Below are 16,431 nucleotides of genomic sequence, written 5' to 3'. Positions count from 1 at the left end.
AGATGCGGGAATAGCTCAGTGGTAGAGCACGACCTTGCCAAGGTCGGGGTCGCGAGTTCGAACCTCGTTTCCCGCTCCATACGTTATAAAAAAGAAAAGCGTCGCCCGGATGGCGAAATTGGTAGACGCAAGGGACTTAAAATCCCTCGGGAGTTTTTCCTGTGCCGGTTCAAATCCGGCTCCGGGCACCACCACTTTATATGGATTCGGCGGCGATATAGCCAAGCGGTAAGGCATGGGCCTGCAAAGCCTTGATCCCCGGTTCAAATCCGGGTGTCGCCTCCACCTTAAAATTTTACAATCACTACTTTATCTGTCGGGAGATGGCAGAGCGGCTTAATGCGGCGGTCTTGAAAACCGTTGAGGGTAATACCTCCGGGGGTTCAAATCCCTCTCTCCCGGCCACTCCTTTAAAAATAATCACTTTAATTATCTCTTTTTTTAAAAAGTATCTTTAGGATCTTCATCGTTCATAATTTCCACTTTAATGGACTTAAATGCAGCAGTCATCGTAAAGACATCGCTTTTATCGCCAAAGAGGCGATTAATGCCTGATTTTCCATGATGAAAAGTACAAAACAGTGTTTTGGGTTTTATTTTATCGGTAAATTTAATGCTAATGGGTGCGCTTTGTCCAAAAGCAGTTTTTAGCATCACCCGATCACTCGTAAAATCTTTTGCGTCATCTTCATGCACAAGTAAAATGGTCTCATCATAGCGTTTGTTGAGTTTTTCACAGCGACTGGTCTGCGAAGCGTTATTGTACTGAGATAGGGTTCTGCCTGTGGTGAGATAATACCCTCTTAAGCGCTTCTCTAGTAACTCTTCTACCATCCCTCTTAGTTCATATTGATGGTAATGAAACTCTCCATAACCATCTTCCGTTCTAAAGTCTAGCTGATGTAAAATAGGCGTATCCTCCGTGTGAACGGGCCATTGAAGCCCACGAATGCGGTGACGCTCGAGTCTGTTATAGCTAGCACCTGAAAAACGTCGGTACGCTACTTCTCGCACCTCATCCCAAATTTGCTTAGAATCTTCGTAAGCATATGCGGCACCCATTTTGTTTGCCACCAGCTTAATCACTTCCCAATCATCAGGCAAATCCGATGTAACAAGCGGTTGAGAAAGGTGAAGTCGGCGCATGGCATTCACATACACGCCCGTTTTTTCATAGGCTGATTTTACTCCAATGACAATATCCGCACGTTTGGCAATATCGGTCATAAAAAGTTCTTGCACCATTAAGAACTCTACCTTATCGAGTGCATGATTCATTTTATTGCTATTAGGGTGAACATGGGTCAAATCTTCACCCATATTCATCACCGCTTTGATACGTCCCTCTAACATTTCATCCACCAATTGAGGGGTCATTAAGCCTATCTCTTTTGGCACTTGATAATCAGGCTCATAGTAAGGAAGCATGCCCATATCACAGGCACCTTGAACATTATTTTGTCCACGAAGGGGCATAAGCCCAGCACCTTGTTTTCCCACATTACCTGTCATCAAGGCTAAATGGGTAATCGCCATAACTGCATACGAGCCATCAATGTGTTCGGTAACACCCAAACCCCAAAAAATCATCGACTTTTTCAGAGCATACTCACGGGCAACTTTAGGAATAAGCTTACTTAAGCTTTCATACCCCTCAAGCTTCTCAAAATAGCTAGGATTCGCATACGGATCATTTAGAATTTTTGCTTTAAAATCCTCAAATCCTTTGGTTCTATCTGCTAAAAAGTGCTCATTGTACAGCTCTTCGGTGATGATGACATACGCCATCATATTTAAAACGAGTAAATTGGCTTCATGCGGAATAATCCCTTTGTATTTAGCAAAGCGGTGCAGGGTAATTTCTCGCACATCAAATACAGCTAGATTATCATGTTTACCCGCCACATCCACAATACGATTGGCAATAATAGGATGGGCTTCGGTGGTGTTTGAACCAAACACGATCATAAATTCGGCATTGTAGATGTCATTATACGGATTGGTTGCCGCCCCCTCACCAATGGTCGTTCGCATCCCTTTAAGGCTTGGTGCATGGCAAATGCGTGCACAGTTGTCTACGTGTGGAGAGCCTAGCGTTTGGCGGGTGAATTTTTGAAGCAAATACGAACTCTCACACGAGGTTCGAGCTCCTCCAATGGAGCAGATACTTTTTGCCCCATAATTTTCTTGAATCTCTTGAAGTTTCATGCTTGCCGCTGTGGTGGCAGCATCGAGCGTGGTTTCAACCCATGTAGAGTCCAATTCTTTTACATGTAACGCAATGGCTTCATAAATTTTAGGGTTATCTTCTAAAAACCGTTTGCGTATACGAGGTACTCTTAAGCGGTCATGCGCATCTAAAAACGCATACCCGTATTTGCCCTTTACACATAAATTGCCTTGCGACACAACTCCCTCAGGATGCGCTGAAATATCAACGATTTTATTCTCTTTCACACTCGCACTAATATCACATCCAACCCCACAATAGGTACACACGCTATCAATCACATCCACATGTTCCATTTATTCACCCTTTGTATAGTAAAAATCTCCATGCACAGACTCATTTTTCATTTTTTTAATGGCACTGGCTTTAAGGGCTTCATAACGGGCTTCGTCGATTTTAAGCTCACTCATCAGAGCGTTTTTATCGCTTTTTGTGGCTTCTGCATTTAAAATAGCACACTCTTTTTTCGTGAGTCTTTTTTTCAAAATCAGCCCTAACTCGGCATCGGTTTTTGTGATCGTTCGCTTATCACCCATCACCATTAAAATGATTTTTCGAGCTTCCAATTCTTCTAATTTCATACTAACCTCTTTAAGTAATTATGCGTATTATAGCCTAACGAAACTTTTGCTATACTCCATTTAGAAGAGTTCTTAATCGAACACTCCACACGTTTTCAAAGCAAAGCTTCGAAAACTACGTTAACACTGAGTTTTCTTTGGCAGAAAGCCCGCGCACCTTTGGTGCTTTATTTATTGGTTAATTTTTAAAGGCTCAACATGATTATTTACATTCACGGATTTGGCTCAAGCGGAGAGGCGAGTAAGGCGAAATTGCTTCGTGCGTATTGCCAAGAGAATAAGATTCGTTTTATTGCACCCTCACTGCCTACCATTCCCGATTTGGCGATTAAAACACTCAGTGAGCTTATCGAGTCGTATCAAGACAGCGAGCCTGTTTATCTTATTGGTGCGTCACTGGGTGGCTACTATGCGCTTTATTTAGGTGATAAGTACGCGCTTAAAACCGTGCTGATTAACCCAGCCATCAATGCGCCTGAGACGCTAGAGAGAGCCATTGGGCATGGTGTCAACTACTACGATAACTCCAGCTACGAATGGAATGAATCGCATCTTGAGATGCTAGAGAGCTATGAAATCGAAGAGCCCAATGTGGAAAATATTTTACTTTTGTTGCAAAAAGGCGATGAGGTCTTAGACTACGAAGAAGCCCTTGATGTTTTAGAAGGAGCAAAGCTCATCTTAGAAGAGGGTGGCACCCACGGTTTTGAGGGACTTGAGCGCCACTTTGAGAGTATTAAACGCTTTTTGGGCGTCGCTTTAACACTCTAATATTATTAAGCATCTTCACCGCAAAGAGTGTCAGAATCGTTCCTAAAATAATAAACACATCAAGCTTTTCACCTAGAAAAATAGCACTTAAAATGATGGCTGAAAAAGGAACCAAAAAGACAAAGGAGCTCACCTCTGCCGCACCCAATTTTTCAATGCCCAAAAAGTAGATGGTATTGGTAAACGTAGAAGCGGCGATGGAGATGAGCGCCATATTGAGCCAAAAAATGCCATCAAACGTCTCAAAGGCAATTGCTTGCACATCCACAAAAAAGAGCCAATCCAAAGCCACCGTGATAATGTACATGTAAAAGGTAAAAACAATGGGCGAAATCTTGGTTGATTTGGAACTAATAATGGTCAGAATCGCCCATAAAATCGCTGCAAGTAAAAAGTAAAGATTGTGAATCACAAAGATACGTGTACTATCGAAACTCCAAATATGCATCATTGTAAGTACCCCAATCGCTCCGATGAAGAGAGCTATGGCATCTTTTTTACTCACTTTTTTACTGCCTAAAAGCGCTAAAAAAACAAAGGTTAAAATAGGAATGAGTGTCGTCACCATCGCACCACCCAGGGAGGCTGTGCCAAACTTTGTTCCCAAATAGTAGTATTTGTTATAAAAAATGAGCGTGATGGAGACGAGGGTGACCAAGCCCAAACTTTTAAGGTCGATTTTAAAGGAGTGCTTTAACCAGATGATAATGGGAACCATCGTAAGTGCGGTAATGCCAAAACGCATCAAAATCATCTCATACGCACTGATATAGCTTCCCAAAACTTTCACATTCACCCATGAACCACCCCATGCTATCATGCCAAAAAAGAGTAAAACATAAAAAATATTTTTGTTGTTCATAAGGACTCCTTGAAGCGAAAGTGTACTCTTTTTTGACTCAAGGGTATAGAATAAAATTGCTTTTTTGAAGGAGCGTTTTGGGCGAATAGCCATAAATCTTACGAAACGAGCGGATAAAATGGGACTGGTCGCTAAAGCCTGCTTGAAGTCCCGCAAGCGAAAGTGATTCACCTTTAAGTATCAGTGTTTTTGCTTTATACGTACGTTCTGCCATAATGTATTGGTGCGGACTCAAGCCTATATGATTTTTAAAAAGCCTTAAAAAATGGTACTTGCTCATCTTTGCAACATAAGAGAGATCATCAAGAGAAATATCACCATCCAAGTGAGCATGGATATAGTCTACCACCATAGAAAAGCTCTTTTTATCTTTACATGTAAAAAGAGAAGGCAGAGATTTTTGAGTGTAATGCGCTATAAGATAACTCAGTGCATCAATAAGTTTTGACTCAATCAGTAAAGGCTCTTCGTGCTGATATACACTGCGAAAGAAAAGAACCAATCTTTGATACAGCTCATCATCTTGAATAATATGCTTTTCAAACATTGGTATTTTCGTCTCACCATACATCTGCTCATAAAGATTGGTTAAAAGCGCAACGCTAGGATAAAAGTTCGTGTACTGCCATGCGTGAGAATCGCCACAATGCACTTCACCAGGATTAATAATGCGTGTAGAATACGAATAGGCTAAAGAAGCCTTGTGCGCACGAATAGACTTAAACATGCCATCATGCGTAAGTCCAATCGTATACGTATCATGAAAATGGTTGCTAAACTGCCCATTTGAGTTTGTAATGTTCTCAAAAATAGTATCACGTAAAAGAGAAGCTTTCATGGAATCAGTCTAACACAACTGTACATGTAAAAATAGTACAAAATTGCGCTTTTAATAGCGTGTAAATTTGACTGCGTGTGCGTGTGCTGCTATCCCACTCCAACGATTGTAAGAGACGCCAACTTTTTCATACCGTACGAAAATAAGCGCATCGGCTCCTTTTTTCAAGCCTTCTTCTTTGAGTTTGGCTTCAGCTTCTTCTTTGGTGGGTTCTTTGCCCCATGGATTAAGTTTAGTGAGACTTACTTCTATTTCACCTAAACTGGTGTACGGACGGTCTGTGATGTCAAGCTCGTACATTAACAAAGGATTGGCAGGCGCTATTTTCATCTCTTTCACCACTGCTACTGTTGGCTCAGGTGCTTTTTGACTCCAAAATGTGTAATTAAAGCTCATACTACACCCTGAAAAAAGGGTAGCGAAAAGTATTAAAATGCTGAAATGTTTCATTCAAAACTCCTTTAAAAGAAAGGCAAAGTGTACCATTTTTAGCATTACATGTAAAACTTTGTTCTATAATAATCCTACCAAAGGAGTTACCATGAAAGAGATTATTCTCACCATTGCCAAACAAGCGATTTACGATGGGTTAAATTATACGTCAACCTTAGATAAAGAGTCTCTTCTTGAGCGTTTTCCTCAACTCTCTAATCCCAAAGCCACCTTTGTCACACTGAGCTTGTACGGAGAACTTCGAGGGTGTATTGGCTCACTGATTGCGCATCGCTCGTTGCTAGATGACATCATTTATAATGCCAAAGCAGCAGCCTTTGATGACGCACGCTTTCATCCTTTAAACTCAGAAGAGTTTTTACATGTAAAGATAGAAGTTTCGCTCTTAAGTACCCCAGAAATTATTGAATACAGTACTATTGATGATTTAAAGTCGAAAATCATCATAGGTGAAGATGGGATTATCTTAGAAAAAAATGGGAAAAAAGCCACATTTTTACCCAAAGTTTGGGAAGAACTTCCTAGCTTTGAACACTTTTTTTCACATTTATGTCAAAAAGCTGGGCTGGATGCTTTGTGCCTAGAAAAGCATCCGAATATTTGGCGTTACAAGGTTGAAAAGGTCGAGTAATGGACTATTTTAAAACAGAGGGCTCACGTCTGGTTTGCTTACTGTGTGCACACTACTGTCGCTTGAAGGAGGGGCAGTGTGGCATATGCGGTGTCAATAAACGTGTGGGCATGCACATTGAAAATCTCGTATACGCACATCCTGTCGTTTTACATGTAGACCCTGTGGAGAAAAAACCGCTTTATCATTTTTTGCCCGACACCAGAGCACTCTCTCTAGGAACAATTGGCTGTAACTTTGTGTGCCCTTTTTGCCAAAACTGGCGCATTTCACAAGAAAAAAACCTTCATACAAAAGAGTATGTAGCCCCTATGAACGTTGTCGAGATGGCACTTAAATACGACTGTGCGTCTATTGCCTATACCTACAATGAACCCACTATTTTTTATCCTTATGCCCACGATATAGCGCTTTTAGCACACAAAAGCGGTATTAAAAATATTTTTGTAAGCAACGGATTTGCATCGCACGAAGTTATGGATGATATGGTAGGCATCATGGATTCGGTCAATATTGATTTAAAATCTTTTAACCACGACTACTACAAGAAAGTCTTAGGCGGCAATCTTGAAACCGTTTTAGAAAACCTCAAGTACTTCAAGCGCAATGACATTTGGTTGGAAATCACCACGCTTATCGTTCCTACCAAAAACGACTCCGACGAAGAGCTGGGCGCTATTGCTTCCTTTATTGCAAAGGAATTAGGCAACGAAACACCATGGCATATCAGCGCCTTTCACCCTGATTATCATGAGCAAGGACTTCCCTCAACCTCCATCGAAACACTAAAACGTGCCGAAGCTATCGGTTATAAAGCAGGACTCAAACACATCTACCTCGGTAATGTCGGACGTGAGAATCCAACACGGTGCGCTACATGTAATGCTGTTTTGATAGAACGAAGAGGGTTTGAGGTGATGGAAAACCATCTCGTAGAGGGGCACTGTCCTACTTGCAACACCAAACTCGCAGGAGTCTTTGATGCATAAATACCGAAAAGCCTCGGTTGCTGGCATGTTTTACCCTGATAATTGCAGCGAACTGAAACACTACATTAGCCATTTTGATAAAGCAACTCCCACATTCACACAGGATCTCTTCCCTCGTGCGCTCATTGTTCCGCATGCTGGCTACATTTACAGTGGATACACTGCGAATCTTGCGTATGCCTATACAGCTTCAAGGCGCTGTGATATTGAACGAGTGGTTGTTATTGGCCCAAGCCATCGTGTTTACATAGCGGGCGCTTCCATCGCCTTTTTTGATGCATACCATACGCCCTGCGGTGACATCACCATAGACCTAAGTTATGCGCATGCGCTTCAAAAAAAATTTGCCTTTTTAGACTTTCACCCCAATGCGCACGAAGAGCACTCCACTGAAGTACAAATGCCCTTCATTCATCACTACTTTAAAAAGGCAAACGTCGTTGAAATCGTCTATGGAGATATTACCTATGGGGAGCTCTCTTCTTTAATTAACGAGGTGCTTAAGGATGACAAAACACTCATTGTCATCAGTACAGACCTGAGTCACTTTCATACCGAAGAAGAAGCCAATAGACGTGATACGTTCTGCATCAACGCTATCAACACCTTAGACCTTCATGCGCTTGAAAACTGTGAAGCCTGCGGAAAGCTAGGCGTTAAAGCATTGGTACACAGTGCACGTCTGCACGCATTTAAGCCTTATTTTTTAGATTACCGTACCAGCTATGCACGCAGTGGCGATGCCAGTCGTGTCGTAGGTTATACCTCCTTTGTACTGGGATGCGCCACATAAAAGTGTTAATACCAAAGCACATAAAGTTATTAAGTCTTCCATCTACCTTGTGTGGTTAATTTTTTTCCTTATTGGCCTATGTTATACTCCAACATCTTGTCTCAAAGGTTGTTTATGCACGTTAAAAAAGATTATTTTCATAAAAAATCTCATCAGTATGAAAAGGAAGCTTCACGCACCAATAATGTCAAGAATATTGGTGAAGCGATTTTGGAGAGGCTCCCCTTTGATAAAACACAAACACACGTGATGGATTTTGGCTCAGGTACAGGGCTTTTGACAGAGCAAATAGCTCCCTTTGTTCGCAAAATTACAACGGTTGATATTTCTGCGTCCATGAATCAAGTCCTCCGTAGTAAACAAGAAAAACTAGCATGTGAACTTGCGATGCTAGAACTGGACTTGGTCAATACAGAGCTTGAAGAGCGTTTTGATGGCATTGTCTCCTCTATGACCATTCATCATGTGGAAGATGTACAAGCCCTTTTTCATAAATTTCATCGCCTCTTAAACAACAAAGGAATGATTGCCTTAGCTGACTTAGATAAAGAAGATGGTAGTTTTCACACGGAAGACACAGGCGTTTTTCATTTTGGATTTGACCAAAGCGAATTTGCAAGTCTTGCACACAAAGCGGGGTTTGAAAATGTCAGCATTGAAATTGTGAATGTGGTGAAGAAACCTTATGGAGAGTATCCTGTTTTCTTATTAACAGCACAAAAACCTTAGAAAACACTTTTTATTTAGCATCGTTAAATTCGTACTCTATGCGGTGTTCATCCAAGCAGTACATCGCCGCCTCAATACTTTCTCCCTCGATGTAAACTGCCATGCCACAGTCGCTGGAAAATTCTCTGGGTGTGGGGACTAATGCGACCTTGTATGCTTCCATCTCTTTTAAAAGTTCATGGGCATACAGCGCACTTGAGGTAGTAAACAGCAAAAAATAACCTCTCACAGCCCCATCTCCCGTATCGCCCAAATAACGCTTTCTATCTCTTCATCGGTGGTGAAAAAAGAGGGTGAAAAGCGAATGGTTCCACCCTGTGGCAAGGTGCCGATGCTTTTGTGCGTCGCAGGGGAGCAGTGCAGACCCACTCTGGTTAAAATGCCATACTGGTTATTGAGTGTTTGGGCGACACGTGAAAGGCTCTCATTTTTAGGATACCACGACAAAACGCCTGTGGTGGCATATGCTTCATACACATCGCATACAACCACAGAATCTAAAGCTTTCAGTGCCTCTTTAAGCTGTGTTCTATGGCGTATCTCATGGGCATACATCGCCTCATACCCTATACTTTCTCTCCATTTCAGTGCGCCCAAAAGTCCCGCAATGGCTGGCATATTGGGTGTGCCACTCTCATACTTATCAGGGAAAAGTTCAGGCTGTATCTCCTCTTCACTTCTACTGCCTGTGCCTCCTTGCATAAAACTCTCTAACGCATCCATGCGTGAAGAGAGCGAGAAAAAACCAAGTCCCATGGGAGCATAAAGTCCTTTGTGCGCCGAAGCACAGAGCATATCAATGCCCTCTTTCTCCATATCTATTTCCACCAAACCCGCACTTTGCGAAGCATCTACCAGCAGATACGCCCCTGATTCCTTCGCTAATGTAGCAAAAAAATCCAAAGGCATCAGAGCGCCCGTAACATTGTTTCCATGCACACAGGCAATGAGCTTCACCCCATGCGATAAGGCTTTGGCGGTTTTGGTATCGAGTTTACATGTAACATCTGAGGGAATGAAGCGAAGTTTAATGCCTCTGGTTTTCTCCAACATACGAAGAGGGCGCATCAAGGCATTGTGTTCCAAAGAGGTGGTTAAGACCACGTCTCCCTCTTTTAAGAGTCCGTACAAACAGGTGTTGATTGCCATGGTTGCATTCATGGTAAAAAAAGTGCGCAAAAAATCCTTCTGCCCAATAAGCTTTGAGAGCGCTTTACGACACTGAAACATAATCGTTGCTGATTCGATGGACAGTGTGTGCGCACTACGCCCTGGATTAGCACCCGAGTGGGTCATAAAAGAAACCAAAGCCTCCGTCACATCAGGAGGCTTTGGAAACGTAGTAGCGGCATTATCGAGGTAAATCATTGAGCGTTTAATGTAAACTCTGTCGTACCATCATCCAATGTTTTGACATCCACGCTGTAGTTAGTATTGTGTGCAAAACGGGTAATGTTCTCCGTTGCGGTACCACAATCGGCTAAAACCTTGAGGCTCTTAACGCCTCTATCCATGGCTTGTTTGACTTCTAATACAGGCGAAGGGCATGAGAGCCCTCGTACATCAATGGTTTGCATAACTTATCTCCTCTCTTTGGCAAAAACGCCTAAAACGATACAAAAAATCAATCCCGCAAAAACCATAAACGGCGCATTCGCACCAATACCAGCAGGTGAACTCGCTAGGGCAAAATTGTGTGCAACACCCGCACCCACTAAAAGACCCATCACAAAAACGCCCGCATCGCTGTCACCCTCACCACTTAAAACCAGCTGACGACCAGGACAACCTCCCACCAAAGTCAGTGCTAAACCTGAGAGTACCATACCCAAAAAGTTCCACAAGGCATCGTTGTGTGCGATAGGCTGTTTTTCAAATCCCGCATGAAACTGACCCAAAAGCATGTTGGTAATGAACGCTAAGAGGACAAACGCTAGCAAGCCTTGTAAAATATGCGTCTCTTTAAGAAGCACGGTATCACGAACAGCTGCGATGGTACAAAAACGGCTTTTTTGAAAGACAAATCCCAAAAGAAGTCCCGCACCCAGTGAAAGAAGTAAAGGAGCGTACATTGAGCCTGGCCCTTTGGTAGAGAATTTCACAGGAGTCGCTTCACCATACATGCCCCACAGCAATAGTGCAAAAAGCACCACACCAAAAAGAGGCATGATGTAACCTACGAGAGGATGAGCTGGGCGGTTACGTCCAAGAGAGAAGCCTTTTTTGAAAAAGTAGATACCTATTAAAATGCCTACAATTAGCCCCGCAAGTCCAGCAAGTGCTGTCCAATCCCCTGCAGAGAGACGTAAAAACATACGCCACGGACACCCCAAAAAGACCAAAGCACCTATCATCGCAAAAACACCTAAGAAAAAACGAGCTAAGGGCGCAGAACCTGCACGAGGCTTAAACTCTTTAAACAAAAAGGAGGAGACAAATGCCCCCAAAATAAGCCCGATAATTTCAGGACGAATGTACTGCACAATCGCCGCACTGTGAAAGCCAAGGGCACCTGAAATATCACGCAAGAAGCACGCCGCACACATACCCATATTGCCAGGATTGCCAAATTTTGCCAATAAGGGTGCTACAACACCAAAAATGACACCAGCCACGATAGGCCAATACGCCAATTTTCTAACCATACTAAAAACCTTAAAAATGTGAATTTTACATTGAAGTAAGCGTGTTTGCTAAACCTTAGCACTTTATTAATGAAGATTATTAAATACCAAATCATATACTATTTTTACTAAATGAAACTTGAATACATGCCAAATAAACGCACGGTCTTAAAGACTCAAACACCCTTACATGTAACGATGTTTGAGATTCTTTTAAGCTGTTAAAGAGGGAAAATAGCGTTCTTGCAAACGCTTTTGTGCCTGATACAAATAGAGGCTTCGTGTCATGCTAAAAAGAATAAACGCTAACCATAAGCCGTGATTGTCAAAATAGGGAATAAAAAGAAAATAAGCGCCTAAAAAGACCACCAATGCCGCAACCATCGAATCACGAATAGGATGGGTAAAGGTTGCGCCTGTAAAAATACCATAGTAGACAAGCCCAATACCAATGGTAAAAGGGAAAAGAATGAGCCACGCCATATAGTCCATGCACAAGCGCTTTACCGTTTCTATATCGGTGAAAAGCCCGACAATTGGCTCAGGAATCAAGGCTAAAAGCAGGGCTAAAAGCACGCTCAATCCTGCTATCATCACGTTGGAGATATGAAAGGTTTCTTTAAACTGTGACACATTTTTTGCCCCAATGGCTCGCCCTGCAAAAATACTCGAAGCATTGGATAAACCATCAAATAGATAACAGATGATGTATTGGATTTGAAATAAAATGGCATTTGCCGCTAAAATATCAACCCCAAAACGATTGCCTCGTGCCACAAACATATTGGTCATGACCAATAAACAGACGGTGCGAATCATCAAATCCGCATTAACCCCCATGATTTTTTTAAGCTCTGCTTTATTGAGGATCTCCGCTTTGAAGAGCAAAAGGCGTTTGAAAGAGAGGTGTGTCAAAATAATCCATCCTCCAAGCACAAACCCGTAACTCTGAGCGATCAAGGTTGCGTACGCCACACCTTTGACGCCCATATCGAAATAAAACACAAAGAGAATATCCAAGACAATATTGATAACATTGGTTGAAATTTGTAAAATCATCGTCTCTTTAATAAGCTTTCGCCCCATAATCCAGCCTAAATTCACATACCCCAACAGCACAAACGGTGCACCCCAAATCAGCACATCAAAATAGTCGTTTGCACTTTGCAATACCCTTTCATCTGGTGCATATAAGGAAAAAGCACCCTCAATAATGGGGCGTTGTAAAAGCATAAAAACAGCGCTGATGCACACCGCAATCACAGCAGGTCGAAAATAAGCAAAATGCGCCTCTTTTTCACTGCCACTGCCCAAAGACTGTGACGAAAAGCCTGAAGTTCCCACACGTAAAAACCCAAACAACCAATACATCGTGTTAAAAATAACCGTACCAATGGCAACGCCACCCACATACGAGGCATCGCCCAAACGCCCAATCACCGCCGTATCCACCGCACCTAAAAGTGGCTGGGTCACGGTTGAGAGGACAAAGGGAATCGCAATCGTTAAATACTCTTTATAATTCACATCAAACCCTTAACAAAAATCAGGAATTTCAAGCGCTTCTACCGCCTTTAAGAGTGAAACCGAATAGGGATGGGAAATATGCTTTAAATCTTCCATTTTCTCCACACTCTCCACACATTCGCCCTCTTTAAAAAAGATGACCCTATCGCACAAATAAGTCACACACATCACATCATGCGTGATGAAAAGATAAGAGAGGTTGTGTTTTTCTTTCAAATTTTTAAGCAATTCTAAAATTTGCAATTGCACGGAAACATCCAAAGAGCTCACCGCTTCATCGAGTAAAATAAATTTTGGTTTAGTAGCAATTGCACGGGCAATGCAGACTCTTTGAAGCTGACCGCCACTTAGCTCATGCGCATACCGCTCACTAAACGCTTCAGAAAGCCCCACTTCTTCAAGCAAAGAGAGTATATAAGCACGTTTTTCGTTCTTACATGTAATGCTCTCACCCAGGGCTTCCCCAATGACATCTGTCACACGAAAGCGAGGGTTTACCGAGCTGGTGTAATCTTGAAAAACGACACTTATCTCTTTTTCATAGGCTTTTTTTGAGGTTTTACCATTGAAAGAGATGGTGCCTGCATCAGCGGTTTCAATGCCTAAAATAATCTTGCCCAGTGTGCTTTTGCCACTGCCAGACTCACCAATGAGCCCAACGCATTCACCTTGTTTTACCGCTAAAGAGACCCCTTTTAAAACCGCTTTGTGACTCTTTTTAAAAAGCCCATGAGACTCTTTGTACCCTTTGACAATGCCCTCAACCACTAACATACACACTCCTGTACACATCCTCTAAATGCCTCAATGAGCTTTAAACGTGTGGAGATAAGCTCTTTGGTAGGGGCTTCTTTGGGATTAAAAATAATCTCTTTTGCCACACCTCTCTCCACAATACTGCCTTGATGCATGACCATCATTTTATCGGATATTTGACTGAGAATACTTAAATCATGCGAAATAAAAATCATCGCCGTGTGAAACAGCTCTCTTACTTTTTTAAGCTCATTAATCACTTCCACTTGATTAATCACATCAATCGCCGTGGTAGGCTCATCGGCAATAATGACAGAGGGATTCAGTGCAATGCACAAAGCAATCATAATGCGTTGCAACATTCCACCGCTGAGCTGATGGGGATATTTTTTCAAAATCGCTTCACCCTCATGCAAATTCATCTTTTCAAACGCCTCTAAAATCAGTGCTAAAAGGCTCTTGTTATCCTTTACATGTAAATGCGTAGAGAGTGTTTCTAGGAGTTGATTTTCGATGCTAAAGAGTGGATTAAACGCCGTCATAGGATTTTGAATAATCATACACATCTCTTTTCCTCGTAGAAGCGATTTCTCTTTCGCGGACATTTTTAAAATATCTCTGCCATTAAAAAAAACTTCACCTTGAACCTCAAAACGCTCATCCAACAATCCCATCACCGCTTTACATGTAATGCTTTTTCCACTACCAGATTCTCCTAAAATGCCTAAGCATTCATTGGCATGAAGCGAAAAATTGACCTCTTTGACCAGCGGAAAGCCTCCTGATTTACTACGGGCATACACACTCAGGTTTTTAACGTCAATGATCATTTCATACTTCCTTTAGGCGCTAACATATCACGCAAAGAATCGCCCAAAATGTTAAAACTAGCCACCACCACCAAAATGGCAACCCCTGGGGCTATCATTTGTGAGGGGTTAGACATCAACACATTTTTGGCTTCATTCAGCATCGCACCCCATTCTGGAAACGGTGGCTGAATGCCAAGGCCTAAAAAGGAGAGCATGGAGATATTAATAATCACCCAGCCCATATCCAAGGTTGCCAAAACAATAATTTCAGAGGAGATATTGGGAAGAAGATGACGAGAGATAATAAAACGATCACTCTTACCAATGGTTTTGGCGTAAAGCACATAATTTTTATAGTTATACCCTGCCACCATACCTCGTATCATCCTCGCATACCATGTCCATTTAATGACAATATTGGCGATGATGATATTTTCCATCCCCACACCCAAAACACCCACAATGGCTAAAATCATCACTTGACTAGGGAAAGAGAGCATGACATCGCAAAAACGCATAATCATCTCATCGACCACGCCTTTGTAATACCCAGAGATAACACCAATAAAAACCCCGATACTTATGGTACACACCATCGTTAAGACCGCTAAAAAGACGGTATTGCGAATCCCAAAAATAAGACGTGCATAGATACAACGCCCTAAATGATCGGTTCCAAACGGGTATTCCCATGACATCCCTGCAAACTTAAAAGCAATGTTTTGCTCCAAAGGGTCATGTAAACTAAACACAGGCGCAAAAATGCCCATAATCATCACGGTACACAAAATAGCAAGCGCTAAAAGTCCTAACTTATCCTCCACAAATCGTCTCATCGCTTACATACTCCGTCGCTGTTTTGGGTCTAAATAGGTCTGAAGAATGTCAATAAAGAGATTGCAAAAGACAAACAAAAGCCCCATCATTAAAATATAGGCTTGAATAATCGGATAATCACGGTTAAAAATAGCCGTAATACACAGCCTTCCAATGCCAGGAATCGCAAAAATATTTTCAATCACAAAGGTACCTGCAATGAGTTGTACAAAACTCATCCCAAGCGCATTCATCGTCGATTGCAAGGAGTTGGTAAAAAGATGTTTCAGCACAATGACCACCTCACTAATGCCTCGAACCCTCGCATAAAAGAGGTAATTCTCTTGCATGTTTTCAAGCATGGAGTTACGAATGAGACGAATGTACGTTGAAACATAGGTCATGGAAAGCGTGATGGCAGGTAAAATATAGTGCGCAAAACTGGTCGCTCCACTGGTGGGCAAGAGATTAAAATAAATCGCAAACACCCACATCAAAATCAACCCTAACCAATAATTAGGAATAGCGGTAAATAAAAACATAAAGACCCGCACGGCTTTGTCTATTTTAGAGTCTTTAAACACCGCACTTAAAATACCAATGGGGAAACTCACCACAATCACAATGACAAAGGAGAAAAATGCCAATTTAAGCGTGGCAGGCAGACTGCGCATAATCTCATCAAACACCAAACGGTTATGGTGAATGTACGAGCTTCCAAAATCCAAACGCAAACAGTCATACAACCAATTCACATAACGCACTAAAAAAGGATCATTCAAACCTAAACTCTCTCGCATCGCAGCCACGGCTTCATGGGTAGGAATAATTTCATTGACACGCAGTGCCACTTCTGCAGGATCAGAGGGAATAAAACTGATAAGAACAAATGCGATAAACGAGATGGCTAGCATCATGGGGAGGGTGAACAACAGGCGCTTTAATACATAATTTCTCATTCACTTCCTTGCTTTACATGTAAAGAGATGTGCACGCTGTGGCGCACATCTCTTTTGTCT

General features: G+C 42.1%; 19 protein-coding genes and 4 tRNA genes. 9 read left to right on the top strand and 14 right to left on the bottom strand.

All coding sequences use genetic code 11. The features are described from left to right. Nucleotides 1-4: 4 nt before the first annotated feature. From SULBA_RS00280 to SULBA_RS00265, 4 genes are all read left to right on the top strand, one after another. Nucleotides 5-79 (top strand) — tRNA-Gly (locus SULBA_RS00280). A gap of 24 nt (nt 80-103) precedes the next feature. Beyond that, nucleotides 104-191 (top strand) — tRNA-Leu (locus tag SULBA_RS00275). 20 nt (nt 192-211) lie between these two features. After that, nucleotides 212-285, top strand: a tRNA-Cys gene (locus tag SULBA_RS00270). Nucleotides 286-317: 32 nt separating this feature from the next. Beyond that, nucleotides 318-405: transfer RNA gene (locus tag SULBA_RS00265), tRNA-Ser, on the top strand. Nucleotides 406-441: 36 nt separating this feature from the next. Here the strand turns inward: SULBA_RS00265 and SULBA_RS00260 are convergent. Together SULBA_RS00260 and SULBA_RS00255 are read right to left on the bottom strand one after the other, a co-directional pair. Next, complete coding sequence (locus tag SULBA_RS00260) at nt 442-2,526, bottom strand: molybdopterin oxidoreductase family protein (protein ID WP_014768273.1); 2,085 nt, start codon at nt 2,524-2,526, stop codon at nt 442-444. After that, entirely contained in the window at nt 2,527-2,811 is a 285-nt protein-coding gene (locus tag SULBA_RS00255; protein ID WP_014768272.1) for a hypothetical protein, read from the bottom strand. 198 nt (nt 2,812-3,009) lie between these two features. Between SULBA_RS00255 and SULBA_RS00250 the strand changes: the two genes are divergently transcribed. After that, nucleotides 3,010-3,582 carry a YqiA/YcfP family alpha/beta fold hydrolase gene (locus tag SULBA_RS00250; RefSeq protein ID WP_014768271.1) on the top strand — a complete coding sequence of 191 codons (573 nt, stop codon included), beginning with the start codon at nt 3,010-3,012 and terminating at the stop codon, nt 3,580-3,582. Here the strand turns inward: SULBA_RS00250 and SULBA_RS00245 are convergent. Genes SULBA_RS00245 through SULBA_RS00235 form a run of 3 tightly spaced genes read right to left on the bottom strand, consistent with a single transcriptional unit; the run spans nt 3,548 to nt 5,732 of the window. Next, on the bottom strand, nt 3,548-4,444 hold the full coding sequence (locus SULBA_RS00245) for a DMT family transporter (protein WP_014768270.1): 897 nt from the start codon (nt 4,442-4,444) through the stop codon (nt 3,548-3,550). The two genes, SULBA_RS00250 and SULBA_RS00245, sit on opposite strands and share 35 nt — an antisense overlap. A 37-nt stretch (nt 4,445-4,481) precedes the next feature. Continuing rightward, nucleotides 4,482-5,282, bottom strand: a complete 801-nt coding sequence (locus SULBA_RS00240; protein WP_014768269.1) for an AraC family transcriptional regulator — start codon at nt 5,280-5,282, stop codon at nt 4,482-4,484. A gap of 51 nt (nt 5,283-5,333) precedes the next feature. Beyond that, nucleotides 5,334-5,732, bottom strand: a complete 399-nt coding sequence (locus SULBA_RS00235) for a hypothetical protein (protein ID WP_014768268.1) — start codon at nt 5,730-5,732, stop codon at nt 5,334-5,336. Nucleotides 5,733-5,823: 91 nt separating this feature from the next. Here SULBA_RS00235 and amrA point away from each other — a divergent pair, with 91 nt between their 5' ends. The 4 genes from amrA to SULBA_RS00215 all read left to right on the top strand — a co-directional run bounded on the left by amrA (nt 5,824) and on the right by SULBA_RS00215 (nt 8,877). Next, a complete protein-coding gene (amrA, locus tag SULBA_RS00230; protein ID WP_014768267.1) occupies nt 5,824-6,366 on the top strand; it encodes an AmmeMemoRadiSam system protein A in 543 nt (180 codons plus the stop codon). Further along, a complete protein-coding gene (amrS, locus tag SULBA_RS00225) occupies nt 6,366-7,355 on the top strand; it encodes an AmmeMemoRadiSam system radical SAM enzyme (RefSeq protein WP_014768266.1) in 990 nt (329 codons plus the stop codon). The genes amrA and amrS overlap by 1 nt, the downstream gene beginning before the upstream one ends. Continuing rightward, the gene (amrB, locus tag SULBA_RS00220; protein WP_014768265.1) at nt 7,348-8,148 is read left to right on the top strand and encodes an AmmeMemoRadiSam system protein B; all 801 of its coding nucleotides are present in this window, start codon (nt 7,348-7,350) and stop codon (nt 8,146-8,148) included. The genes amrS and amrB overlap by 8 nt, the downstream gene beginning before the upstream one ends. A 114-nt stretch (nt 8,149-8,262) precedes the next feature. Continuing rightward, nucleotides 8,263-8,877 carry a class I SAM-dependent DNA methyltransferase gene (locus tag SULBA_RS00215; RefSeq protein ID WP_014768264.1) on the top strand — a complete coding sequence of 205 codons (615 nt, stop codon included), beginning with the start codon at nt 8,263-8,265 and terminating at the stop codon, nt 8,875-8,877. Nucleotides 8,878-8,887: 10 nt separating this feature from the next. On the opposite strand, the gene SULBA_RS00210 is transcribed toward SULBA_RS00215, so the two are convergent. From SULBA_RS00210 to nikB, 9 genes are all read right to left on the bottom strand, one after another. Then, complete coding sequence (locus SULBA_RS00210) at nt 8,888-9,091, bottom strand: putative Se/S carrier protein (RefSeq protein ID WP_245391418.1); 204 nt, start codon at nt 9,089-9,091, stop codon at nt 8,888-8,890. A gap of 11 nt (nt 9,092-9,102) precedes the next feature. Further along, nucleotides 9,103-10,245, bottom strand: a complete 1,143-nt coding sequence (locus SULBA_RS00205; RefSeq protein ID WP_014768262.1) for an aminotransferase class V-fold PLP-dependent enzyme — start codon at nt 10,243-10,245, stop codon at nt 9,103-9,105. Further along, nucleotides 10,242-10,454 carry a sulfurtransferase TusA family protein gene (locus SULBA_RS00200; RefSeq protein WP_014768261.1) on the bottom strand — a complete coding sequence of 71 codons (213 nt, stop codon included), beginning with the start codon at nt 10,452-10,454 and terminating at the stop codon, nt 10,242-10,244. The genes SULBA_RS00205 and SULBA_RS00200 overlap by 4 nt, the downstream gene beginning before the upstream one ends. A gap of 3 nt (nt 10,455-10,457) precedes the next feature. Beyond that, entirely contained in the window at nt 10,458-11,522 is a 1,065-nt protein-coding gene (gene yedE / locus SULBA_RS00195) for a YedE family putative selenium transporter (RefSeq protein WP_014768260.1), read from the bottom strand. A 192-nt stretch (nt 11,523-11,714) separates the two neighbouring features. After that, complete coding sequence (locus tag SULBA_RS00190) at nt 11,715-13,028, bottom strand: MATE family efflux transporter (RefSeq protein WP_014768259.1); 1,314 nt, start codon at nt 13,026-13,028, stop codon at nt 11,715-11,717. Between the two features lie 9 nt (nt 13,029-13,037). After that, nucleotides 13,038-13,802, bottom strand: a complete 765-nt coding sequence (locus SULBA_RS00185) for an ABC transporter ATP-binding protein (RefSeq protein ID WP_014768258.1) — start codon at nt 13,800-13,802, stop codon at nt 13,038-13,040. Continuing rightward, nucleotides 13,796-14,614, bottom strand: a complete 819-nt coding sequence (locus SULBA_RS00180; protein WP_014768257.1) for an ABC transporter ATP-binding protein — start codon at nt 14,612-14,614, stop codon at nt 13,796-13,798. Before SULBA_RS00180 ends, SULBA_RS00185 begins: the two co-directional genes overlap by 7 nt. Next, nucleotides 14,611-15,432, bottom strand: coding sequence for a nickel/cobalt ABC transporter permease (gene opp1C / locus SULBA_RS00175; RefSeq protein ID WP_014768256.1), 822 nt, complete (start codon nt 15,430-15,432; stop codon nt 14,611-14,613). The genes SULBA_RS00180 and opp1C overlap by 4 nt, the downstream gene beginning before the upstream one ends. A gap of 3 nt (nt 15,433-15,435) precedes the next feature. Continuing rightward, entirely contained in the window at nt 15,436-16,371 is a 936-nt protein-coding gene (gene nikB, locus SULBA_RS00170; RefSeq protein ID WP_014768255.1) for a nickel ABC transporter permease subunit NikB, read from the bottom strand. Between the last annotated feature and the right edge of the window lie 60 nt (nt 16,372-16,431).

Source organism: Sulfurospirillum barnesii SES-3, assembly GCF_000265295.1.
In the GTDB taxonomy this organism is placed as follows: domain Bacteria; phylum Campylobacterota; class Campylobacteria; order Campylobacterales; family Sulfurospirillaceae; genus Sulfurospirillum; species Sulfurospirillum barnesii.
This window is presented reverse-complemented; position numbering and strand designations above follow the sequence as displayed.